The organism is Paenibacillus sp. UNC499MF, assembly GCF_900107975.1.
Lineage (GTDB): Bacteria > Bacillota > Bacilli > Paenibacillales > NBRC-103111 > Paenibacillus_F.
Window position 1 is genome coordinate 241637 of the sequence record NZ_FNVF01000004.1, and the last position, 24741, is coordinate 266377.

The following is a 24741-nucleotide window of genomic DNA, read 5'->3' on the forward strand; positions in this document are numbered from 1 at the left end:
CGAGGGGGCCGGGCTTTTTTTCAGCTTAGCAGAAGGACTGCAAAAAGCATGGTATCGCGAAGGCCGTTCAGCGCCATGACCGGTTAAGGCGATTCCGAGGGATGCCGCTAAAATGTTTCACGGGAAACATGTCGAATTAACCGGAGAAGGGAGCGGAACGGCGAAACGGATCGGAAAGGCAGCTGACTAAGCGGTTCCCGCAAAAAAACTTATTGGGGAGCGGCAATTTGGCGCAAACCATTTATTTAAGCAGACATGGGGAAACCATTTTAAATACACAAGGGAGATACCAAGGAGAGCTTGATTCCCCTTTAATTTTAGAAGGAATCGAACAAGTGAAAAATTATATCCAAGTTATAAAAACCGTAATTGGCGAGCTTAAAGAATAGGAAATCATTTCGAGCCCGTTGGTTGGTCAGACTTTACAAACTAAAGAAATTATATGCCCGAACATGGGGGACCAATAACAAAGGACATAACGTACCGGATAACCAATACGTTATGTCCTTTAGTTTTATAAAACCCTTCACCCGGTGCTCATGCGCCGATCAATCCTCGTCCGGCTGTGCCCAGACGGACACGCTTCCCCCGTTCACCGGGAAGGCGGCAAAACCGTCCTCGCCGATGGTGATCTCATCTTCCCGCGTGCCGGTCATATCGAGCCACACCTGGCCGGCCCGTTCTTCGCCGACGAACATGCGCTTCTCGCCGTTGTCGCCGTTGGAGATGACGACCGCGCAGCCGGAGCGCCCGATTTCCGCGATTCCCCGGCGGACCCAGCCGATCGTGTTCGGGTGATCGAAGTAGTCCTCCTGCTCGCCGTAGGCTTTATGCTGGCGGGCATAAAGCAGCGGATCGATGGCCGCCGCTTTGCCTTCCGCGGGAGCCTCTCCGCCTATGCCGAAATAATCTCCGTAGAAGACGCACGGGTAACCGTCCTTACGGAGCAGGACCAGTGCATACGCGCTCTGCTTGAACCAGTCCTCGATCCACGATTCCAGCGATTCGTTAGGCTGGGAGTCGTGATTGTCCACAAAGGTGACGGCATGCAGCGGATGGGTTTGAACGAGAGTGTCCTCGAACACGGTCGTGAGGTCAAAATCTTTGCCGGCCTGCGAGGCGGCGTGGAGCTTGTAATGGAGGGCGACGTCGAACAGATCGATTTTGTAATCGACGTTATCGAGAAATTCGCGGCAGGCCGCTACCTCGGGGTTCCAAAATTCTCCCACGATGTAGAAGTTTTCTCCGCTTTTCTTGATCATCTCGCTTGCGAATTCCCGGATGAAATCGTGGTTGATATGCTTGATGGCATCCAGCCGGTATCCGTCGCACTGCAAAGTGTCGACGAGCCATTTGCCCCAGGTGATCATCTCTTTTCTCACGCCTGGATGGCTGTAATCGATGTTGGCGAACATGAGGTAGTCGTAGTTGCCGAATTCGTCGTCGACGTTGTCGTTCCAGCTCTTATTTTCCCCGAGGATGCGGAAGATACCCGTTTTATCCTCTTTGGCATCGTAATCGGTGCCGTTAAAATGCCCGAAATCCCATTTGAAAGCCGAGTATTTGTCGCCGCGCCCCGGAAAAGTGAATTTCGTCCAGCCTTCGATATCGAAAGGCTCGGAAATCACCTCGTTGCGGTTCTGGTCGTTCACCTGGACCACCTTGAACAGCTCTTTCTCGTCCGCGCCCGCTTTATGATTCATCACGAGATCCACGTAAACGCAAATCTCGTTGTCCTGGCACGCTTTGATCGCCTCCAGCAGTTCTTCCTTCGTTCCGTATTTGGTCCGGACCGTCCCTTTCTGGTCGAACTCGCCCAGATCGTACAGATCATACACGCCATAGCCCGTATCCTGGTCAGACTGTCCTTTGGTAACCGGGGGAATCCAGACGGAGTCGAACCCCTTCTTTTTCAGCTCGGGAGCCAGCTCCTTAAGCCGTTTCCAGTGGGAGCCGTCCGCTGGGACGTGCCACTCGAAAAACTGCATCATCGTGTGATTCCTTGTCATTCCTTTTCCTCCTAATCGACTATGGGCCTTTTGTAGCAAAGGGTCGCTCATCTCTTTTGGTCTAAGGAATGGTTACCCAAGTGGACGTCCTGTCTAAACCCGCGTATTTTAAATAGGCGGATACCGGGATTGACCGGCGGTTAAATACGGGACTTAAGAATCATTTTAAGCGTTTTCATTAAAATTATTAAATATTTTACACACGGTTAATTCCTAACCTGCTAAAATCGGTAAGTAACTATTTACAGGAAGGTGGAATTCTCGCAATGGGATCCAGGAAGTTCAGAAGAATGAAGAAGCTCGCGACCGCTTCCCTAGCATTCGGCATCATTTCATCCCAGTCTCTAGGAGGCATTGTGCAAGCGCAAACATCCGCTTCCCCGACCGTTAATCTTCGTATCATGGAAACGACGGATTTGCATACGAATCTTGTAGACTATGATTATTACAAGGACGCTGCGGCGGCAAGCGTAGGTTTGGCCAAAACCGCCACGCTGATCAAGGAAGCGCGTAAGGAAAACCCCAACACTTTCCTGGTCGACAACGGAGACTTGATCCAGGGGACTCCGCTCGGAACGTACATGGCCCAGATTAACCAGCTCAAAGACTCCGGTGCCGTTCATCCTGTCTACAAAGCTATGAATCTCTTGGATTACGATGCGGCTACCTTCGGCAATCATGAATTCAATTATGGCCTTGATTTTCTCGACAAATCGATCAAAGGGGCCAAATTCCCGTACATTAACGCAAACGTCTACATAGATGACAAAGATAACAATCCGGACAACGACGTCAACAAATTCACGCCGTATCTGATTATGGACAAGACGTTCAAAGACGAGAACGGCAACGACCAGAAAATCAAAATCGGCGTCATCGGACTCGTGACTCCGCAAATCATGGAGTGGGACAAGGTTAACCTTACCGGCAAAGTCGTAGCCAAAGACATCGTCGCGACAGCCAAGAAATTCGTGCCTGAAATGAGAGCCAAAGGCGCGGATATCGTGATCGCGATGGCGCACTCCGGTTTTGACGGTACGGCTGCGGCGAATGACCAGCTGGCCGAGAACGCGGTTCTGCCTCTCAGCAAGGTGCCCGGCATCGACGCGATTACATTCTCGCACTCTCATAAGGTGTTCCCTACACCTGACGTAAAGAAGCTTGACGCGCTGTTTAAAGACGCGAACGGCAACCCGGTTGCCGGCGTAGACAACGCCAAAGGCACAATCAACGGCGTTGCCGCCGTGCAATCCGGCTACGGCGGCTCGAACCTCGGTCTTATCGACCTGAAGCTCGTGCAGGAGGGCGGCAAGTGGAAAGTTTCGAATTCCCAGTCCTCGACCCGGTATATCTATGACAGCACGGCCAAAAAAGCGCTTGTGGATACCGATCCGGCTATCGTACAAGCGGTTGCGGCCGAGCATGAAGGCACGAAGAAATACGCGAACCAGCCGATCGGCGAAACGACGGCTCCGATCCACAGCTATTTCGCGCTTGTGCAGGACGACCCTTCGGTCCAGATCGTCACGAACGCTCAGAAGGAATATGTGAGCAAATACATTTCGACGACTCTGCCGCAGTATAAAGATCTTCCGATTCTCTCCGTGGGCGCTCCGTTCAAAGCGGGACGCAACGGCCCGTCGGAGTACACGGATATCGCCAAAGGTCCTATCGCGATCAAGAGCGCGAGCGATCTCTATCTGTACGACAACACGCTGAAAGCCGTCAAAGTCAAAGGCTCCGGCGTGAAAGAATGGCTGGAAATGTCCGCGGGCATGTTCAATCAGATCGACCCGGCCAAAACGGACGAGCAGCAGCTGCTTAACTCCTCCTTCCAGGTGTTCAACTTTGACGTGATCGACGGAGTGACTTACCAGGTGGACGTAACGAAACCGGCGAAATACAAAGTGGACGGAGCCGTTAACGACGCTTCCTCCAGCCGGATTGTGAATCTCCAGTTTAACGGCAAGCCGATCGACCCGAACCAGGAGTTCATCGTGGTGACGAACAACTACCGCGCAAGCGGGGGCGGCAACTTCCCCGGCCTCAAGAACGCGGAGCTGATCGTAGATTCCGCGGATGAGAACCGCGAGGCGCTGATGGATTACATTTCCGAACAGAAAACGATCAACCCGGCTGCGGACAAAAACTGGTCCATCGCACCGGTTGCCGGCAATGTGAAAGTCACGTTCACAAGCTCTCCGAGCGCCGTTACGTACCTGCCGGAGAACCCGCATATCAAGAGCACGGGGGCAACGACGGACAAAGGCTTCAGCGTCTATTCCATCGACCTGAGCGGAAAAGGCCAGCCTCAGCCGGACAACAAGAACGTCAAAGTCCAGCTCCTCGGCATTAACGATTTCCACGGTCAGCTCGATACGACGACGGAAACCGCGGCGGGCAAAGTGGGCAGCGCTCCTTATCTGGCGACTTACTTGAAGGAAAGAAAGAAAACGAACCCGAACACACTGCTCGTTCATGCAGGTGATTCCGTAGGCGCGACCGCACCGGTCTCCTCGATGGAGCGCGACAAACCGACCCTGGAATTCATGAACATGCTGAAATTCGACGTAGGCACGCTGGGCAACCACGAGTTTGACCAGGGCGTAGGCGCTATGCTCGCTCAAATCAACGGCGGCACCGATACGAAGAACAAAGACGTGACCTTCGATAAATTGAACTTCCCGTACGTAAACGCCAACGTAGTGGACGAGAAGACGGGCGAGAATATCCTGCCTTCTTACGTAATCAAAGAAGTGGGCGGCCAGAAAGTCGGATTTATCGGCGTGGCGACCAACTCCACTCCGTCCAAAGTATCTCCGGACGGCCTGAAAGGCGTTAAGTTCGTCGAGCAGGCTCCCGTTGTAAACAAAGCCGTACAAGAACTGAAAGCCAAAGGCGTAAAAGCGATCGTCGTTCTGGCGCACGATCCGGCCAGCGTGAAAGACAACGTGGCTTCCGGCGAGGCGGTTGATCTGGCTAACGCGATCGACGATGAAGTCGACGTTATTTTCGCCGGTGACAACCATGCCAAAGTCAATACGGTCGTAGACAACAAGCTGATCGTTCAAGCTTATTCCTATGGCACGGCTTTTGCCGACGTCGACCTCGAAATCGATCCGGCTACCGGCGATATCGTGAAGAAAACGGCGGAAATCGTTGATGTGAAGCAGGAAGGCGTAACTCCTGACGCGGATACGGTCGCTCTGATCAACAAATACCTGGACAAATATCCGGTTCTGAAGCAGCCGGTCGGTACGACGGATTCCGTGATTTCCAGAAACAACGCCTACAACGAAGAAGCTCCGCTGGGCAACCTGATTGCGGACGCTATGCGTGACGGCATGAACACGGACTTCGCTTTCATGAACCCGGGCGGTATCCGCGCCGATCTGCCTAAAGGAGACATCAAATTCTCCGATCTCGCAAAAATTCAGCCGTTCGGCAACACGCTCGTTAAAATGACGCTGACAGGCTCGCAGATCAAAACGCTTCTGCAGCAGCAGTGGGGCAAGAAATCCGACGGTTCCGCAGATACCAAAACGCTGCAAATTTCCGGTCTGAAGTATACGGCCGACTTTAGCAAGCCGGCAGCCGAGCGTATCGTGAAGCTGACGAAAGCGGACGGCACTCCGATCGAGGATGCCGCCGAGTATACCGTAACCGTGAATAACTTCATGGCTGCGGGTGGAGACAACTATAAAGTGCTGGTTGAAGGCAAAAATTCTCAAGCCGGCCTGATCGATCTCGATGTGTTCTACAACTACATCACGAAAACGTTCAAAGGCGGCAAAATCACGGCGGCTCTCGACGGCCGTATCGTGAACCTGAAGTCGTTCTCGGACGTTCCGCAGACGCACTGGGCTTATAAAGTCATTCAAGAGCTTTCCGGCAAGCAGATCATTGACGGCGTAGCCGACAACCGTTTCGAGCCGGAGCAGGATGTAACCCGCGCCCAGTTCGTGAACATGATCGTGAAACAGATGAAGCTTGTTTCTTCCAAGCCGTCCGCGTTTAAAGACGTGCCGTCCGGAAGCTGGTATGCGGAAGCCGTAGCGGCCGCATCCGAGAAGGGCATCGTGGAAGGTAGCTCCGCGGATACCTTCGCGCCGGATCAGAAGATCACGCGTGAAGAGATGGCGGTTATGATTACGCGTATGTATGCACAGCTTCAAGGCACGACAGGTACGCCTAAAGCTGTCTTTACGGATGGCGGGGAAATCAGCGCCTGGGCCAAAACGGCTGTGGAAACAGCCGCCGAGAAGGGCTTGATGACCGGACGTGCCGATGGCGTATTCGCACCTCGTGCGAAAGCCACGCGCGCGGAAGCGGCGCAAGTCATTTATAACGGCATTACGAAGTAACCGGATCGCGTTTGCGGCATGGCGCCGAGCCGTCCGGAAAAGCCGCCGGGGAAGATAATTCCCCGGCGGTTTTTTATTGTTCATTTTTGCACTATAAACGGGCTTTTTATTATCGTTAATAAGTATAAAAAATCCGTGAATTTAATAGCCGGATAGAGAATTATCCCCTTCCAGTGGATAAAAACATCCCTGTTAACCTTTTGTAAAACCATTATAATTATTAGTAACTTGCATAATAACTTCCGCAAATATATCCTCAGTTTTTCCCCATTTTCGGCTTGTCGTCATTCATAACAGGTCATTAATTTTGTCGTAAAATTCATTCACTTCAGTCTCTCATCGAGCAGCACACGTGTATCCTTTCAATGGCATTATGTAACCGTTTACCAAGTTTTCGGATGAGCTTTATCTATCTTTACGAGTTTGTTTTAAGTTCATGCCAAGCGGCTGAATTTAGAAGCAGTGCCTGCGAAGAGAACGTAATGGAGGTGAGAGGGATTCCTCTTTGGAATGGCATTGTATAAATTTGATGAAATTGGGGTGTAATATGAAAGCGCTTAAGCAATCATTTGTCTGGAGATGGCTTGTTTTACTTATATGTACAAGCATGGTCTTTTCAACTTATCTGACTGTTGTTTCGGGACAAGAAAGCACCCGGCCGGCCGATATCAAGGGGCATTGGGCAGAGAAAGAGCTTGGCGAATGGCAGGATAAAGGCCTGATCGAAGGCTATTCGGACGGTTCTCTTAAGCCGGATAATGCCATTACGCGCGCAGAGCTTATGGCGCTTATTAACCGGTACTATAAATTAACGGCTTCCGCTTCGATCCAGTTTACGGACGTTACGGCGGAGCAGTGGCAGTATGAACAAATCAGCAAAGCGGTTGCGGCCGGTTATGTGGACGGCTACAGCGACGGAAGCATCCGTCCGGATCAGCCGGTCAGCAGACAGGAGTCCGCGGTCATGCTCTCCAAGCTGCTCAAGCTGGATGCGGCTTCCGAAGACCCGCTGAAGAGCATCAAAGACGCGGCATCGATTGCCGACTGGAGCAAAGGCGCGGTAAGCGCCATGGTAGCCAAAGGAGTCATCGAAGGCTACGAAGACGGCACCTTCCGTCCCGAAGGCAAGCTGACCCGCGCCGAGACGGTAGTCCTGCTGGGCCGCGCCCCGTCGCTACAAACCGTTTCCTACGATAAGGCCGGTACGTTCGGGCCTGCTGCGGGAACCGAAACGGTGAACGGGAACGTTGCCGTTAACGTATCGGGCGTTACCCTGCAAAACACCGTCATTCAAGGCAACCTCCTTCTCGGTAAAGGCATCGAAAACGGGGATGTCACCTTGAAGAACGTGAAAGTGTCGGGAACCGTTACGGTCAACGGCGGCGGAGAAAATTCCATCCACCTCGTAGATACGGTTCTGATCAAGGTTGTTGTCGATAAGGAAACCGGCGTGGTCCGTCTCGTGGCCCAAGGAAACTCCTCCGTTCAGCAAACGTTTGTCCAATCTTCCGTTAAATTAGAGGAAAGCTCTTTGACGGGAGCCGGGTTTATCGATGTGATCCTTCCGAAAGAACTGCCTGCCGGTTCTACGGTCCAGCTGATCGGAGCATTCAACTCCCTTAACGTGCTGGCTTCCGGCATCAAAATCGATCTTTCCAAAGGTTCCATCGCCAAAGTAACCGTGGACGGAAAGGACACGACACTGGCGGTAGGCAATGACGCCAGCATCGTTTCTCTCGTGCTGAACGCCTTGGCCAAAATTACCGGCTACGGCTCCGTTGAAAACGCGACGGTCAACGAAGGCGGCAAAGGCTCTTCCTTCGAGAAAGCTCCCGTCAAGGTAGACGGCCCGCAGAAAGACTCCATCACGACAGGATCGCCGATCGGCGGCGGCGGTGGCTGGGTCGGTGGCGGCGGCTCCGGCGGAGGAGGCTCCACGGATGCAGCCAAGAAGGTCATCGCGTATGTGCCGGGCTGGAAAAACTGGTCGGCCTCCAACCCGATCGACGCAGCCAAGCTGACGCATATCAACTACGCGTTCACCCATGTAAAAGACAATAAAATCGTCGCTCTTCCGGGACAAAACGACGATGCGAACTATGCTTATCTGCAAAGCTTGAAGAAAGACAATCCGAAGCTGAAAATCCTTCCTTCCGTCGGCGGATGGGGAGCGGACGGCTTCTCGGATGCGGCGCTGACCGACAGCTCCCGTAATACATTTGCGGACAGCATCATCGAGTATGTCAAGAAATACAAGCTGGACGGTGTCGACCTGGATTGGGAGTATCCGACGCAAAGCGCCGATGGCGTCATGAAGGCGCGGCCGGAGGATAAACAGAATTTCACGCTGATGCTTCAGACGATTCGTGAGAAGCTGAACGATCTGGGAAGCCAGGACGGCAAATATTACGAGCTGACGATCGCTGTCGGCGCTACGAAGAAATACCTCGACGGGGTTGAAATCGAGAAGATTACCCCGCTGCTCGACAATATTAATCTGATGACCTACGATTTCCACGGCGGATGGGATACCAAAACCGCTCATCATACGAATTTGTATGCCGGTGATCTGAGCGTAGATTCATCCGTTAAGCTCTATCTGGCCAATAAAGTTCCGGCAAGCAAAATCGTAATCGGCGGAGCCTTCTACAGTCACCTGTGGACCGATGTAGAAGCGGCTGGCGGTAAGATCGTGGGCCAAAAAGCCGTCGGCAACGGTGCAACACCGACTTATAATGAAATCATTTCGAATTATAATGAAGCTCTCGGCTATAAGCGCTATTGGGATAATGAGGCCAAAGCACCTTACTTGTATAGCGAGCAAACGAAAGTATTCCTTTCTTATGACGACCCGCAATCCCTTCATGAAAAAGGAAACTATGTACTGAGCCAGAAACTGGGCGGAGCGATGTTCTGGGAATACAGCCAGGATCAGACGGGAGCTTTGCTGGACGCGCTGGTTAAAGGCGTTAAGGGCCAAGCGCTGAACCCTGACAATACAACCGTTCCTGCCGCGCCTGCAGTTACGGGCGTAAGCGAAGGGCAGACTTACAAGACGGGCGTACTGCCTAACTGGAAAGACGCGGCGGGTACCGCAAGCGGCGCTACGCTGAACGGAGCCCCTTACACCAAGGGAACCGGCATTATCGAAGCGGGCGAATACACGCTCGTCGTTACCGCAGCTCACGGAAAAAGCGGCAAAACGGCTTCGACGACCGTGAAGTTCAAGGTCGAGCCGGAAACGAAGGTCATCGCCTACGTGGCCGGATGGAAGAACTGGTCCGACGTCAAGCCGGTCGACGCAGCCAAGCTGACGCATATCAACTACGCGTTTACGCATGTCAAAGACAACAAGATCGTGCCGATCGAAGGACAGAACGACGAAGCGAACTACGCTTACCTGCACAGCCTGAAAGCACAGAATGCGGATCTCAAAACGCTAATCTCCGTAGGGGGATGGGGAGCGGACGGCTTCTCGGACGCGGCATTAACAGAAGCCTCCCGCCAAACGTTTACCGACAGCATCATCGAGTATGTGAAGAAATACAACCTGGACGGCGTCGATCTGGACTGGGAGTATCCGACGCAAAGCGCCGACGGTGTCATGAAGGCGCGTCCGGAGGATAAACAGAACTTTACTTCCCTGCTGCAATTGATGCGCGACAAGCTTAACGCGCTTGGTCTGGAAAATAACCGCTATTACGAGCTGACTATCGCGGTCGGTGCGGGAAGCGGTTATCTGAAGGGCGTTGAAATCGATAAAATTATTCCGGTGCTGGATAACATCAACCTGATGACATATGATTTTTCAGGCGGATGGGTTCAGAAGACGGAGCACCACACCAATCTGTACGGAACCGGAGCCAATAGTGTCGATCAATCCGTACAGCTTTATAAGAACAACGGTGTACCTTCGAGTAAAATCGTCATCGGTGCCGCGTTCTACAGCCACTTGTGGACGAACGTGGAATCTTCCGCCAATAACGGGCTCGGTCAAAAGGCCGTAGGCACTCCGGCGACCCCAACCTACAGCGTAACGCTCGCGACTTACAGCGAAGCTAACGGGTATACGCGTTATTGGGATAAGGATTCTAAAGCACCATACCTGTATAACGCACAGACAGGAATCTTCATCTCGTTCGACGATCCTGAGTCCATGGCCGAGAAAGCGGCTTACACGCTGAAAGAGAAGCTCGGCGGAGCTATGTTCTGGGAGTACAGCCAGGACGAAACGGGTGCCCTGCTGGATGCGCTGGTTGACGGGCTGAAAGGCAACCCTTACACGCCGGACACCACTTCCGTACCTGCCGCACCGCAGATCGCCAACGTAACGGCCGGAGAGACCTACACGACGGGTGTGCTGCCCAACTGGACGGATGCACCGGGAACAGTCGGTGTGGCTACGCTGAACGGAGCGGAATACATCAAAGGAACAGGGATTACGGAAGCGGGCAACTATACCCTGGTTGTCACGGCTGTTCACGGCAAAAGCGGCAAAACGGCTTCTACGACCGTGAATTTCAAAGTAGATCCTAGAAAGAAAGTCATCGCTTATATCGCCGGCTGGGAAGACTGGTCCGTCACGAATTCGGTTTACGCCAACAAACTGACGCACCTGAACTATTCCTTTACACTGGTAAAAGACAACAAAATCATTACGCGTCCGGAACAAAAGGACGATCAGAACTACCAATACATTCACAGCCTGAAAGCACAGAATCCTAACCTTAAAGTGCTGTTTGCCGTAGGCGGCTGGGGAGCGGACGGCTTCTCCGATGCGGTTTTGACTAACGAAGCCCGCGACACCTTCTCGAACAGCATTATCGACTACATCAAGAAGTACAAGCTGGACGGCGTGGATATCGACTGGGAATATCCGACGATCAGCGCGGACGGTTTAATGAAAGCAAGACCGGAAGACAAGCATAACTACACCTTGTTCCTGCAAATGCTGAGGGACAAGCTGAATCAACTGGGACTTGCCGATAACAAGTATTATGAATTATCCATGGCGGCAGGAGCCGGTCCAAGCCACCTGAAAGCTCTCGAAGCCGAGGAGATTTCCAAATATCTGGATAATTTCAACATCATGACCTACGACTATTCAGGCGGTTGGGTTCAGAAGACGGAGCATCACACGAACGTTTACGGACCTGGACTCAGCATGGATACCGTGGTTAAACGGTTTAAAGACGCGAAAGTGCCCGCTAACAAAATCGTCGTCGGCATCGCTTTCTACAGCCACCTATGGACCGATGTGCAGTCGACTGCCAATAACGGTCTGGGGCAAGCCGCCAAAGGAAGCGGCGCAACTCCGACCTACAACGAAATTTTGGAGAAATACAACACGGCCAATGGCTATACCCGTTACTGGGACGATGCAGCCAAGGCACCGTACCTCTTTGACGGCAGCACGTGGCTTTCCTACGACGATCCCGAATCCATAGCGGCGAAAGCTCAGTATGTACAGGATCAGGGGTTGGGCGGTGCGATGTTCTGGGAATACAGCATGGACAAATCGGGCGTTCTTCTCGATGCATTGATCAATGTGATTCCCGTTAAGTAATCGCGGCTCGCAAGGATGCGGAATGAACGGATAGGCGTATAAAAAAAGAAACCGGCGGAAGGCTTAGCCTTTCCGCCGGTTTTTCTTGTTTCCGAACCGTTATTTATAATCCCTTGCTTGGGCCAGACTCGCGCAAGGGGGAAGATCTTTCGACTTTTTCGCTCTGGCGGCTAATAAAGAACGGCGAGGCACGTTGACAAGCACGATGCTAACCACGATGAGGACGAGTCCCGCCAGCAGGTTAATCGTAATCGCTTCGTTCATGAAAATGGCGCTGGCGGTGATCGAGATCAGCGGAATGAGGAAGGTGAAAGAGGCGACTTTACTCGCTTCGCCCGAACCGACCAGCGTGAAGAACGTCAGCCAGCCCAGTGCAATGACGAAGACCGAAATGAACAGCAGGCTGAAGATGAAAGGGCCGGTCCATGCGATGTCCGAGACGCTTTCCGTGGAGAGGCCGGTGCCCGTCAGAACGACACCGCCCATCAGCAGCTGCATCGTGACCATCCAGATGGAGTCGACGCGTTCGCCTGTTCTTTTCATATAAACGGTACCGAAAGCCCAGCTTACCGCAGACCCGAGCGCCAGCAGAATGCCGGTTATAGAGATATGCCCGCTAAGCCCGGCGGATGTAATGGTCGCCACTCCGGCGAAGCCCAGGAGCAGACCGAACATTTTAAGCCCGTACATGGACTCTCCCAGCCACAGCCAGGACAGAATCCCGAGCAGCACCGGCTGGAAAAACACGATAGCGGAGAACAGCCCTGAGGGCAGATAGCCGAGGCCGACGGTTTGAAGGCCGTAGAACAACATGATGTTCAGCACGGCGGAAATCAGATAAATGTGCCATGTCCGCTTGAAATTAAGCTTTTTGTACCGCGGGATGGCGACGAGCAGCATCAGGAAGCCGCCGATCAGCGTACGAATGCCCGCGAATAGCAGGGGCGGTGTATAAATGAGCGCGTGTTTGGTCAGAGGCCAGTTGATCCCCCACATCAAGACCAGAAACGCGAGCAGGAAAGCCGTTCGTTTACGGGAAGAACGTTCCATATGAATCACTCCTTGGTTAGAACTGCTTTCTTATGATACGATGGGCTATAAGATAAATAAAATGAATAATTTTTATGAGGAGCATAAGCGAAAGGTTATGACTATTACTCAATTTCAGGTTTTTGTGAAGATAGCGGAGACGGGAAGCTTCACCAAAGCGGGCCTGGAGCTCAATATGACGCAGCCTGCCGTGAGCCACGCCATCTCAAGTCTTGAGGCCGATCTCGGCATTCATTTAATGATCCGGGACCGGAAGAACGGCATTACCCTGACCCATGTTGGCAAAAGAGTGCTGATCCAAATGCGCGAGATTTTGCAGCGTGTCGAGAACATCGAGCAGGAAATCGCGGCGGAGAAAGGGCTGGAGGTCGGAACCGTCCGCATCGGCGCTTTTCCTACGGCCGCTGCTCATTTTTTGCCGAAAATCATGAGCACGTTCAAGCGGAAATATCCGAATCTCCAGCTGGTGATCCATGAAGGCACGATTGCCGAGGTGAAGGAGTGGCTTTCGACGAGGTTTATCGATGTGGGTCTCGTTATTTTTCCCGATGCGGATATGGAGATCGTTCCTCTTTTTAGAGACAAGATGGTGGCCGTACTTCCCGAGACTCATCCGCTGGGCGGCAGGGGCTCACTTACGATCTCCGATTTGAGCGGGGAACCGATGATTTTGTGCAGAGGAGGATACGAAGCGCCGATTATCGATTTGTTTCAAAAATCGGGTGCGGACCTCCAGCTCGCTTTTGCGGCGTCCAATGTCGCGACGGTGCTGAATATGATCCGGGAAGGACTGGGACTTGCCATCTTGTCCCGCTTGTCCTTATCCGCCCTGCCTCCGGGCCTCGTTACGCTCGATCTGGAGCCTCGCGTCTGCCGGGATATATCCGTAGCCGTGCCTTCATTGAAAGAAGCTTCGCTGGCGGTCCATTTATTTATTCAAACGGCCAGAGAGCTTTTTCCGCGGGAATGACGGGGAGGCAGCGGCAGAGGTTTATAGGACGGAAAAGAAGCAGAACCGATATTTTCGGGTAAGGAACAAGTAACGGATCATTCGAGCGAAAGGGGAACAACATGAAGAAAATACGCGTGATAGGGATCGCCCTGCTCCTCCTATTTCTTACCTGTACGGCCGTGTTCGCCGCCGCCGTGCCCCGGAAAGACGGAATCGTGACCGATCCCGCCGGACTGCTTACGCAATCCGAGGCCCGACAAGTGGAAAGCGGACTGAAGAACAGAGATTACGAAGTGTTTGTACTTACCGCTAAGGGTTTGTCCGAGAGTGAAGGAGAACGGCTCGCGAATGAAGCTTACGATCAATGGGGGCTGAACCGGAATCAGCTGATGCTGGTCATTACGACTCAGCCGAACTATGTCCATTTGGTTTACGAAAATGAGCAGCTGGACGCGGCCGTTGCGCGGAGCAAAGCGAAAAATGCCAAGGGGATCGTGGATCTTAAGTTCGTACCGGCGGCGGGAGAAGGCAGAATTGGAGGAGGTATCCTGGCAGTCAGCGGCTATGTGAACTCGATTGCCGGAGCGGGAGCATCTTCCGGGAACAGCGGCGATTCGGGCGTAAGTGATTCCCGCGGCTCCGGTATGGCTTCCATTCTCCCGGTTGTGCTGGGACTGGCCGTGATCGGAGCGGGAATTTGGGCCTTCTGGCAGTACAAAAGAAGAGCCGCGGCCCGGAAACGGCTGGCAGAAGCGAAGCAGCTGCTGGACGGAACGCAGCCGGTGCTGAACGGAATGCTGTTTTCGGAAGTTTTTCAGGACCTGGAGAAACAGTTTTTACAGGGAGAAACGAAAGAAAAAGCCGCCGAGCTGGAAAATGCGGTAGTGCGGCTGCAGGGGGAAGCCGAAGAACTGGGCGGACGCCTGGCGGCACAGAAGATTCCCTTGCTCATTAACGCCAAAGCGGAGGCTGAGACAAGAAAGCTTCTTCAAGCCGTACAGGAATTTGTCCAAAAGATAGCACCGTATGGGACGCAGCTTGCGGAAATCGAAAAGCAGTCCACGGAAGTCAGAAAATCCGTGGACCGGGCAAAGAACGGCATCGCCGAGGCAGAGGAAGCCGTCGAAGCGCTCGCCCGCCGGACGGGTTATCCGCTTACCGTGCTGAGGAAGCATGCGGAGCAGGCCAAGACGGCTTATGCCAAGGCCGACGAGCTGGATGAATTCGACTTCATGCAGGCGGAAACGTCGGTACAGACCGCGCTCGGGGAGCTGGATTTCATCCGGAAAGCGATGGGGGAGTTCGACGCGTTGTCGGCAAGGCAGCCCGGAATTTTGCCCGCGGTTGAAGTGCTGGAAAAAGAACTCCGGGAAATAGTCCGGCGGGAGAGCCTTCTGCTCACCGATGGCGATCCCTACGCCCTGCTCCGGCAGGCAAGGGAGGAAGCCGCACGCCTGGAGACTCTGCTGGAAGCGGGCGATACCGAAGAGGGCGGCCGCAGCGCGGCTGCCATAGACGAGAGCATGAAGGCCACCCGCAGCCTTGTGGAGGCGATGATCGCCGACCGGGAGTCTGCGCGGAAGACGGCCGGGGACATCGGGGAGCTGACGGGCGAACTCGGCGATTTCGGCCGCGCTTACCGGGAGGAGTCCCTTAAAGTCGCCCGCGATTACGCGGAGGTGCACCGTCAGGAGCTGCAGGCCGACTACGACCGCCTGATGCGGGCGCGCGAAGAGCTTGACCGGCGGCTGACGGAGATCCGGTCCGGGCTCGCCCCGGACGTCCAGAAGTACCGCTCGGCCCGGGAGGCCGGTACGGAGGCTCAAGCGCTGATGACCGAGATTCGGGAGCTTCGCGCACGGATTCTCGGGTATCACGACAGCTTGAACTCGCGGGCACGGGCCGTAAAGCTTGCGCTGGACGAGGAACGCGGGCGGCTGCGGCAGGCGGCTTCCGCGTTCCGGGAGCTCCAGGTGGAATCGCCGGAGCTGTCCGCGATGATTGGCGACGGCGAAAGCAGGCTGGCGCAGCTGGAGCAGCTCGCGCAAGCGCCGGTGCTGGACGTGGGCCTGCTGGAAGAGCGCCAGCGGGGGCTCGCCGTCCAGGCGGGGCAGGCCGCGGAGCGGGTGCAGCAGCTGCTGCGGGAGAAGGAAGAGACGCTGCGCTCGGTCAGGCAGCTCGAAGGAGAGTACCGGAGCCGGCATTCCCGGTACGGCGGCAGCATAAGCCTGTCGCCCTATTCCTCCGGCTACGAGACGCTGATGGAGGAAAGCCGGGGGCTTATCGCCCGGGGACTTTTCGCGGAAGCGATGCAGCGCATCTCGTCCGGCCAGCAGCTGCTGGAGCAGATGGACCGGGACTATCAGCGCCGGATGTACGAGGAGCAGCTCCGCCGCAGAGGTCCAGGCGGACCCGGGGGAGGAGGCTACTCCTCGGGGAGTTCCGGCTGGGGAAGCGGAGGCGGAGGACGTTCCTCAGGCAGCTCCGGCTGGGGCGGCGGCTCTTCCGGAGGGCGATCCTCGGGATCGTCCAAATGGTAGGGTGCCGCGCGGCATGAGAAGCGCAGACAAGTCGCGGGGATAAACGAAAAGAAGGAGGAACCCACGAGTCCTCCTTCTTTTTTTGCATATTAACGAAGGTGTGAATTCGCCGCGGCCCCTTGCCCTTTGACTTCTCGGGGACTAGACCGACCAACGCGCAGCGTCGCAGCGGTAAAAGCTGCCCAAGGGGGATATTCTGCCCGATCTGAAACGTTTCCGCTGCCCCGCCGTATAGTACACCCAAAAGGAGGTATGGCCATGCTAAAAAAATTGCTGACTAAACTTCTTGGTGCCGACAAGCACAAAGGCTCCCACTACCGCCCCCACAGCAGCAGCGACAATTTCCGCAGACATTCCCACAAGAATTACAACGGCCACAATAACTACGGTCACAATCACTACAAGAAAAAACGTTCTTCCAGCTCCTACAGCAGTTAATCCTCATCCTTCAAGTTTCGCCAGAATTCCATCGATTTCGTTTTGTATCTCGTCCGCACGTTCATAAGGCTGTTCCGTCAAAAGCAACCGGCGGAGCAGTTTTTTCGTTCCGGGATGAAGCGGCAGCTCTTTTTCCCAGCTTAATCCGGCGTCTTTTGCCGTATTTTCGTCTTCCGGGGAATAAGTGCTGTACAGCAAAAATAAAAGCAGATGGCCGGTTGCGTAGAAATCGCTGGTCACATGGACGGCCCTCCGGTATTTCTTCTCCGACGGATCGTCGTTGTCCACCTCCGCATCCCACCGGGATAATTGCTTTTCGTGAGGGCTGTCCGAAGCGGAACCGCCGGAATCAACCGCACGGGCAAGCCCGAAGTCGATCAGCTTCACCCGGTCTCCGTCCAGCAGCACGTTGGCGATCGAAAAGTCCCGGTGGACGATTCCCTGAGCGTGCAGCATCCCGGCAAGCTCCAGCAGCCGCCGGACAAGCCGCAAAGCTTCCTTCTCGGAGAAAGCCCTGTCCTCACGGAACAGCAGGACGTCCAGCGAGCTCCCCCGTACATATTCCATCGTAAAACAGAACTCGCCCCGCCAGGTGAAAGCCTCATAGAATGCGGGAATATCCGGATGCCGAAGCTTCCGGAGCATGGCGGTTTCCTGCGCGAAGATGTCTTCCGCCCGCTTTTTTCCGCCTCTCACGGGCGATACCCTTTTCAGCACTACCTGCTGTCCGTTAACCGTATTCAGGGCCAGATAGGCGACGCCGAAACTGCCGGCTCCGAGTTTTTTCGCGATTTTGTAGGTGCCGGCAACTACAGTGCCTTTTCGAAAAGGCAGACCGCGTATAGAGCGGAGGCTTTTGCCGAAGCATCGATGGAGATAGGTATGCAGGTGCTTGAAGCGTTTGAACATCCTCATGGCAAGTTCTCCTTTTCCGGCCGGTAGTACGGCTTCCGATCATAATCAAGACGGGCAGAATAACGATCATCGGGCGGAGTGCGTCATTTTTTATCGTCAGCAACGCTGCCGCCTATTCATAAGCATGTTATACGCAAAAACGCCGTCCGAAGTAGCAGCCCCCTTTTGACAATCCGGCGGGTGTCTTTGTAAAGTAACGGTAGCGAGACCGGAAGGAGTTAGAAGCATGGCCGTTAAACAAATTTTGTATATTGAGGACGATCCCGAAATCGGCAAATGGGTAAACAGCCACTTGATCGAGCGGGGCTATGAAGTGAACTGGCTGCAATCCGGAGAGAAGGCGGCCGAATACTGGGAGAACAGCGACCTGGTCATTCTGGACGTGATGCTTCCGGGACTTGACGGCTTTTCGATCGGGCAGCGGATGAAAAAGAATTACCCGGATACGCCCGTTCTGATGCTCTCCGCCCGGACCTCTATCGACGATAAATTGCAGGGTCTTCAGTTCGCGGACGATTACGTGACGAAGCCGTTTCATCCGGATGAGCTGGCGGCCCGTGTCGAAGTGCTGCTGCGGCGTACAGGTAAACCGGCGCAGGCGGAGCTCACGCTGCATCATTTGCAGGTGAATATGGAGGAGAACCGGATCGTGGATACGCGGACCGGGGAAGAAATTATTTTGACGGGAAAACAATTTCAGATTTTCATGTATTTTCTGCGTCATCCGAATCAGATTCTTACAAAAGAACAGCTGTACGAAGGGGTCTGGGGAGACCCTTACATCGACGGGGACAAAACGCTGATGGTTCATATCCGTTATCTCCGCGAAAAAATCGAACGGGATCCCAGCCAGCCCGAAATCGTGGAAACGATCCGCGGCATCGGTTACCGGGTGAGAGCATGAAGTGGCGCCACTCGCTGCTGGTCAAATATTTGTGCATCGTGGTGTTCGCGATGCTGATTTGGCCGGTTGTTTTTCCGATGGCCGCTGTTCTGTATTATTTGCCGCATTCGTTCAAAACCCAGGAAGAGAACCGGAAGACCAACCCCTATGCGAGGGGAAATGATATCGAGAAGTTCTGGCATGGGGAAGCCAAGAAGCTGCTGGGCGCCGGAGACGAGGGGATCGACAAGCGGATGCGGGAGCTGAAGAAGGAGTATCCGAAGGCGGATCTTTTCTGGGTTGACGGCAGCGGCAAAACGCGCTTAGCCCTGCCGGAAAGGCAGGACCTTCCTGCCATGTGGGAAGCGGCCGATACGATCTCTTTTATGAAAAAGAGCTACAACGGCGATCCTTTTACAACGGTCGCTTTTGTGGGTGAGGACGCTGCGCAAGGGTTTATGGTGATGCAGATTCCGCGGGCGCTGATGAAGGAGGAACGGCCTATCTACAGCGACAGGTATGTCATCGGCCTCGTCCTGCTGGCCTTCGGCTTGTTCCTGTTCATGTCGTGGCTGTTCTTCTACCGCATCCGGAAGCGGCTCGTTCACCTGGAAGAGGCGATGGCGCTGCCGGAGGGCCGGGATATTCCCCATCCGATAGCCGTCAGCAAGAAGGACGAAATCGGACAGCTGGAGCTGGCCTTCAACCGGATGATCGAGGAGCTGACGACGAGCCGCCAGCGGGAGCGCAAAGAGGAGGGCCTGCGAAAGCAGCTGATCGCGAACCTGTCCCACGATCTGCGCACGCCGCTGACGATTATCCGCAGCCATGCTTATTCTTTGCAGAAGGAGCCGATTTCTGCGTCAGGCAAAACTTCGCTGACGCTGATCGAGGCGAAGTCCGACGATCTGAACCGGCTCATCGACAACCTGCTGTCGTACACGCTGCTTTCCGCCGGGAAGTACCCGCTCCAGCGGACCGAAATCGACGTGGCCCGGCTCGCCCGGACTTCCGCCGCCGCCTGGTATCCCGTGTTCGAGGAAGAAGGCATATTCATGGACGTCGGCGTGCCGGAGTACCCCGTATATTGGAAGGCCGATCCCCAGTGGATGAACCGGATTCTGGACAATCTGTTCCAGAACGTGCTCCGGCATGCCAAGTCGGGTGGATATATCGGCCTGCGCATCGAAGAAAGAGACGGCCGGACCGCTCTTGTGATCGAGGACAAGGGCCCTGGCATGAAGGCGCCGTCGGCGGAGAAGGGGGCGGGAATCGGGCTCACGATCGTTGCGCTGATGGTGAAAGACATGCAACTGGGCTGGGAGGTCGTCAGCTCGCCGGAAGGAACGGCGATCTATTTGTTCCCGCGTGACCGGTGATTTTAAACGAATCTTAAACAATCCGCACCCTGGGATTAACCTTCGCTCTTTAATATAAGGGGCGAGGTGATTTTCCATGAACGAAATGATTATTCAAACCTTCGGGTTGTCCAAACAATACAAATTGAGATCTGCCGTGGACAACGTGAATCTCCAAATCCGCAAAGGAGATATTTACGGCTTTCTGGGGCCCAACGGGGCGGGGAAAACGACGACCATCCGAATGCTGCTCGGCCTGATCCGCCCGACGAAAGGGACGGTTCAGCTGTTCGGCAAAGATCTGCGCAAGGAAAAGCTGGCGATCCTGCGCAAGGTCGGCTCCCTGGTGGAGTACCCTTCCTATTACGGTCATCTGACGGCTTACGAAAATCTGGAGGCGATCCGCCGCATTCTCGACGTGCCGAAACAGCGGATCGACGAAGTGCTGGCGATTGTCCGCCTGACGAAGGAAGCGAAGCGCCCGGTGAAGGGCTACTCGCTCGGCATGAAGCAGCGTCTGGGCATCGCCGCCGCGCTGCTGGGCAGCCCGGAGCTGCTCGTGCTCGACGAGCCCACGAACGGGCTCGACCCGTCCGGCATCCTGGAGATCCGGGAGCTGATCAAAAGCATGCCGCAGCAGTACGGCGTGACGGTTCTCGTATCGAGCCACCTGCTGAGTGAGGTGGATCAGATGGCCAGCCGCGTGGGCATTATCCGTGGAGGCTCGATGATCTTCGAAGACACGATCGAGAGTCTTCGAAGAAAGGCGGGCGGCCAAATCCGCATTGCGGTGGACGCGCCCCAGCAGGCGCTGCGCACCGCCGCTTCGTCCGGCTGCTTCGCGGTGGCCGACGAGTCTTCGCTTCTTCTCGAGGAAGCTCCCGATGAGAAGATCGCGCAGGTTGTGGCCGGTCTGGTCCAGGCGGGACATTCCGTCTACCGGGTAGAAGAGAAGAAGAAATCGCTGGAGGATTTCTTCCTGGACCTGGTAGGGGAGGGAGACAGCTTATGACCGGCAGAGTACTTGCCGCGGATTTCCTGAAAATCCGCCGGACGCTTGTCTGGTTCCTCGTGCTGCTGGGTCCCGTAGGCGTGGTCGGTCTCCAGGCCGTCAACTTCGGGCTGCGTTACGATTACCTGATCAAGGCGTACGCGAACGATCTCTGGTACGGGCTGCTCTCGAACGTCCAGTTTCTCGCGGCCCCGGCCCTGCTGCTCGGCATGACGCTGCTGACGTCGATGATCGCGGGCTACGAGCATCAGAGAAATTCCTGGAAGCAGCTGCTGGCCCTGCCGGTTTCCCGCTTCAGCGTCTTCACGTCAAAACTGCTGCTCGTGCTCATCCTGCTGCTCGTGTCGTGCCTCTTGCTGGCGGCGGGGTCCGTGCTGCTCGGCTTCCTGCTCGGCTTCGGGATGAACGTTCCCGTTATGCACGTCATCCGCATCAGCCTGTTCCCGCTTCTCGCCGGCACCCCCATCCTGGCCGTTCAGCTGTGGTTGTCCGTAGCGGTCCGGAATCAGGCCATCCCGCTGACGGCCGGAATTTTGGGAACCGTCCTGAGCCTCTTTTCGATCCGGCTGCCGGACTGGTTCCTGTGGAAATGGCCCCTGCTCGTGAACGAAGCCGGACGGCCCGAGCTTAACGTGTGGCTTGGAATCGCCACGGGCATCGTCGTGTTCCTGATCGGGCTGACTCATTTTACAAGACAGGATGTGAACTGAGATGGCCGCTTTCTTTAACATACTGGGTGCCGAATGGCTGAAGCTGCGCAAAACGAACATTTGGCTGCTGATTTTCATCTCTCCGCTGCTCGCTTTCGCGGCCGGGCTTGCTATGACAGTGCCGGCGAATGAACCCCTGATCGCATGGGCGCTTCTGCTCAGCACGATGGCCGTCATACATGCGATGCTGTTTCTCCCGCTGCTGACGGGCGTCTTTGCGGCTTACGTATGCCGCTACGAGCATACGGGCGGAGGCTGGAAGCAGGTGCTGGCCCTGCCGGTGTCGCGTTCGCACCTGTTCATCGCCAAGCTCCTGCTCGTCACCGGACTGCTCGCCGTCACTCAGCTGCTGTTCCTCGGCGGCTTGCTCGGAGCGGGCTTCGTCAAAGGGCTCGGCGCCAGCATTCCCTGGAGCCACCTGCTGTGGCCCGTCTTCGGCGGCTGGCTCGCTACTCTGCCGCTGGCGGCTCTGCAGCTCTCGGTATCCGTAGCCTGGGTGAGCTTCGCCGCTCCGCTTGCGCTCAACGTTATCTTCACGCTGCCGAACATTCTGGTGGCCAATTCCGAAACGTACGGCCCGTTCTACCCGTGGGCGCAGCCGTTCCTGGCGATGCTCCCGGCGACGGAAGACAGCTTGGGGTCTCTCCACGTTTCTTTCGAAACGCTGATCTATGTCATTCTGGGAGGTTTCGTCGTTTTCTTCCTGTCAGGATTACGCTATTTTCAAAGAAAAGAAATTTGATGAGATTTTACGGATTTCTCCCCATTTTCTGGATAAATGATAGAATGAGAGAAGGTGCCTCAAAGGTGCATCTTCTCTTTTTTTCGTTTAGGGAGGCGGAGGTGCACGGGGCAAAAAATTTTCGGAAAAGCTCCGTAAGGTGTGATTCGATTAAAGAGGTGTTGGCAGTTGAACGGGTTAATCGGACTTTTATGCCTCATTTGGGGCTACAACTGGGTCATTATGAAGCTCGCAAACGGTGTATTTCCTCCGGTGCTGTTTGCCGGATACCGTTTCGGAGTAGGGGCGGCCGCTCTGCTGCTGTTCTGTCTGTTCAAAAAGGTCCCGCTTCCGTCACGGAAAGATTTGAAATGGTTCATCCTGTGCGGAATTCTTCAGACGGCTTATTTCAATCTCGCGATCCAGATCTCGCTGGAGGATATCAGCGCGGGGCTTACCTCCGTGCTAACGTACAGTATGCCGCTCTGGTTGACGCTGATGGCGCACTTTCTCATTCCGGGCGAAAAGCTTACGACCCGCAAAACGATCGGACTGATCGCGGGAATCATCGGCATGTTCTTCGCTTTGGACGTGCGTCTCGGAGGAAGCTTCTGGGCCATGCTGCTGGCTCTGTCGTCTGGACTTGCCTGGGCCGTCTCCAACGTCATCATCAAGCGCAAGCTGGCCCACTGCGACAACCTGCAGTTTACGACCTGGCAGATGGTAGCGGGAGCGGCGGGTCTGTTTCTGTATTCGGCCGTTTTTGAACACGGGGAGAGCCACTGGGGACTTATGCCCGCGGTTTATGTCGGCTTTGCCGGGATTGTCGCTTCCGCGTTCGCTTTCGTCCTGTGGTTCCATATTTTATCGCGTGCCGAGGCGGGCAAAGCGTCGGTTTCCCTGCTGCTGGTGCCGGTCATAGGCGTTCTGTCGGGCGTTCTTTTCCTGGGTGAAACCTTGAGGGAGGGCACGGTGACGGGCATCGTCTTCGTACTGATCGGCATCTGGTTCGTCAATTCAAAAAAGCCAATCCGCAAGGAAGAACGTGCGGCAGGATAAGGGCCGCGTGCACACGGGGCAACCCCGGGCATGCGGGATGGCGAAAACCGGATAGGGGTTTTCAGAAAAGGTGATCTGAATTTCTCTAGCGGGGTAAGTACAGGCTAGAGATGGAAATTGGCGTAAGCGGAGGAGGCGGTGGGCATGTTCAAAAAAGCGATTCTGATTCATAACGGCAGCGCCGGACAGGCGGAGACGGGCAGCAGGCTTGGAGCGGTGATCGGTCCGCTTGCAGCCGGGATTGAAGAACTCACGCTGGTACAGACGAAGGAACCGGGAGATGCGGAGCGGATTTGCCGGGAACGCGGCGGGGAGACGGATCTTCTCCTCGTGCTGGGCGGCGACGGAACTGTCCATGAATGCGTGAACGGGCTGGCGCCGCTGGAAGATCCGCCCGTCGTCGGCATTCTGCCCGGCGGGACATGCAACGACTTCTCCCGGGCGCTCCAAATTCCCCAAGAGCTGGAACGGGCCGCAGAGACTCTTATGCGGGGGAAGACACAGGCGGTAGATATCGGACGGGCGAACGACCGGTACTTCTCGAACTTTTTCGGTATCGGCCTTATTACCGACGCTTCGGTCAACATCAACCCGCAGCTGAAAGGAACGATCGGCAAGCTGAGTTATTTTATAAGCACGCTCCAGACGGTAACGTCCGCAAATCCTTTCCGCTTTACGCTGGAGCACGACAGCGGGCAGACGGGCGGGGAAGCAGTTATGCTTTTCGTCGCCAACGGCCGGTTTCTCGGCACGAGGCCGCTGCCCTTGGCTTCGGATGCTCTTTACGACGGCGTCCTGGATGTGGCGATCATCCGTGAGGCGGGTCTTCCGCTTCTGAAGGAGCTTTTCAAAATCAAAAATTTCCAGGAGTGGGATTCGGAGAAAAGCAGCTTCGAGTTTATCCGCACGACTTCTTTGAAGCTGACTACGGATCAGCCTATGCAGGCGGATATGGACGGGGAAATTTATGTGCAGACTCCGGCGGATATCTCGGTTCTCGGGAAAAAGCTGACCTTCCTCGTCGGGGAAGAACAGCCGTGAAAACAAGCGGCAGCCGGAAGACCGAAACGCCCGTATCTCCTCCAAAGAGACGGGCGTTCCTTTTTTTTGGCAGGCATCCGGCAACTTCTTCGTTCCGTTTCGTATGAATGGTGTATAGGGAAG

The 24741-nt window shown here is 55.0% G+C and carries 16 protein-coding genes; 13 read left to right on the forward strand and 3 right to left on the reverse strand.

Annotated features, from left to right (window positions below):
* Positions 1-227: 227 nt before the first annotated feature.
* The gene (locus C4S74_RS11885) at positions 228-389 is read left to right on the forward strand and encodes a histidine phosphatase family protein (RefSeq protein ID WP_181024389.1); all 162 of its coding nucleotides are present in this window, start codon (positions 228-230) and stop codon (positions 387-389) included.
* Positions 390-548: 159 nt separating this feature from the next.
* On the opposite strand, the gene C4S74_RS11890 is transcribed toward C4S74_RS11885, so the two are convergent.
* Positions 549-2009, reverse strand: coding sequence for an alpha-amylase (locus C4S74_RS11890; protein ID WP_103995541.1), 1461 nt, complete (start codon positions 2007-2009; stop codon positions 549-551).
* 266 nt (positions 2010-2275) lie between these two features.
* Here C4S74_RS11890 and C4S74_RS11895 point away from each other — a divergent pair, with 266 nt between their 5' ends.
* Both C4S74_RS11895 and C4S74_RS11900 read left to right on the forward strand, forming a co-directional pair.
* A complete protein-coding gene (locus C4S74_RS11895; RefSeq protein WP_103995542.1) occupies positions 2276-6373 on the forward strand; it encodes a bifunctional 2',3'-cyclic-nucleotide 2'-phosphodiesterase/3'-nucleotidase in 4098 nt (1365 codons plus the stop codon).
* A 547-nt stretch (positions 6374-6920) separates the two neighbouring features.
* On the forward strand, positions 6921-11939 hold the full coding sequence (locus tag C4S74_RS11900) for a glycosyl hydrolase family 18 protein (RefSeq protein ID WP_103995543.1): 5019 nt from the start codon (positions 6921-6923) through the stop codon (positions 11937-11939).
* Positions 11940-12038: 99 nt separating this feature from the next.
* Here C4S74_RS11900 and C4S74_RS11905 read toward each other — a convergent pair whose 3' ends face one another.
* Positions 12039-12989, reverse strand: coding sequence for a DMT family transporter (locus C4S74_RS11905; protein ID WP_103995544.1), 951 nt, complete (start codon positions 12987-12989; stop codon positions 12039-12041).
* Between the two features lie 97 nt (positions 12990-13086).
* On the opposite strand from C4S74_RS11905, the gene C4S74_RS11910 reads away from it, so the two are divergent.
* The 3 genes from C4S74_RS11910 to C4S74_RS11920 all read left to right on the forward strand — a co-directional run bounded on the left by C4S74_RS11910 (position 13087) and on the right by C4S74_RS11920 (position 16919).
* Positions 13087-13959, forward strand: coding sequence for a LysR family transcriptional regulator (locus C4S74_RS11910; RefSeq protein ID WP_103995545.1), 873 nt, complete (start codon positions 13087-13089; stop codon positions 13957-13959).
* 101 nt (positions 13960-14060) lie between these two features.
* Positions 14061-16481, forward strand: coding sequence for a TPM domain-containing protein (locus C4S74_RS27195; protein ID WP_103995546.1), 2421 nt, complete (start codon positions 14061-14063; stop codon positions 16479-16481).
* A 258-nt stretch (positions 16482-16739) separates the two neighbouring features.
* A complete protein-coding gene (locus C4S74_RS11920; RefSeq protein ID WP_103995547.1) occupies positions 16740-16919 on the forward strand; it encodes a hypothetical protein in 180 nt (59 codons plus the stop codon).
* Between the two features lie 3 nt (positions 16920-16922).
* Here C4S74_RS11920 and C4S74_RS11925 read toward each other — a convergent pair whose 3' ends face one another.
* Complete coding sequence (locus C4S74_RS11925; RefSeq protein ID WP_103995548.1) at positions 16923-17834, reverse strand: protein kinase; 912 nt, start codon at positions 17832-17834, stop codon at positions 16923-16925.
* Positions 17835-18060: 226 nt separating this feature from the next.
* Here C4S74_RS11925 and C4S74_RS11930 point away from each other — a divergent pair, with 226 nt between their 5' ends.
* The 7 genes from C4S74_RS11930 to C4S74_RS11960 all read left to right on the forward strand — a co-directional run bounded on the left by C4S74_RS11930 (position 18061) and on the right by C4S74_RS11960 (position 24618).
* The gene (locus tag C4S74_RS11930; RefSeq protein ID WP_103995549.1) at positions 18061-18738 is read left to right on the forward strand and encodes a response regulator transcription factor; all 678 of its coding nucleotides are present in this window, start codon (positions 18061-18063) and stop codon (positions 18736-18738) included.
* Positions 18735-20096, forward strand: a complete 1362-nt coding sequence (locus C4S74_RS11935) for a sensor histidine kinase KdpD (protein ID WP_103995550.1) — start codon at positions 18735-18737, stop codon at positions 20094-20096. Before C4S74_RS11930 ends, C4S74_RS11935 begins: the two co-directional genes overlap by 4 nt.
* Positions 20097-20172: 76 nt before the next feature.
* Positions 20173-21087, forward strand: a complete 915-nt coding sequence (locus tag C4S74_RS11940) for an ABC transporter ATP-binding protein (protein WP_103995551.1) — start codon at positions 20173-20175, stop codon at positions 21085-21087.
* Positions 21084-21797, forward strand: coding sequence for an ABC transporter permease (locus C4S74_RS11945; RefSeq protein ID WP_103995552.1), 714 nt, complete (start codon positions 21084-21086; stop codon positions 21795-21797). The genes C4S74_RS11940 and C4S74_RS11945 overlap by 4 nt, the downstream gene beginning before the upstream one ends.
* A gap of 1 nt (position 21798) precedes the next feature.
* Positions 21799-22539, forward strand: a complete 741-nt coding sequence (locus tag C4S74_RS11950) for an ABC transporter permease (protein WP_103995553.1) — start codon at positions 21799-21801, stop codon at positions 22537-22539.
* Positions 22540-22707: 168 nt separating this feature from the next.
* Positions 22708-23577, forward strand: a complete 870-nt coding sequence (locus C4S74_RS11955; RefSeq protein ID WP_103995554.1) for a DMT family transporter — start codon at positions 22708-22710, stop codon at positions 23575-23577.
* A 144-nt stretch (positions 23578-23721) separates the two neighbouring features.
* Complete coding sequence (locus C4S74_RS11960; RefSeq protein ID WP_103995555.1) at positions 23722-24618, forward strand: diacylglycerol kinase family protein; 897 nt, start codon at positions 23722-23724, stop codon at positions 24616-24618.
* The last annotated feature ends 123 nt before the right edge of the window (positions 24619-24741 follow it).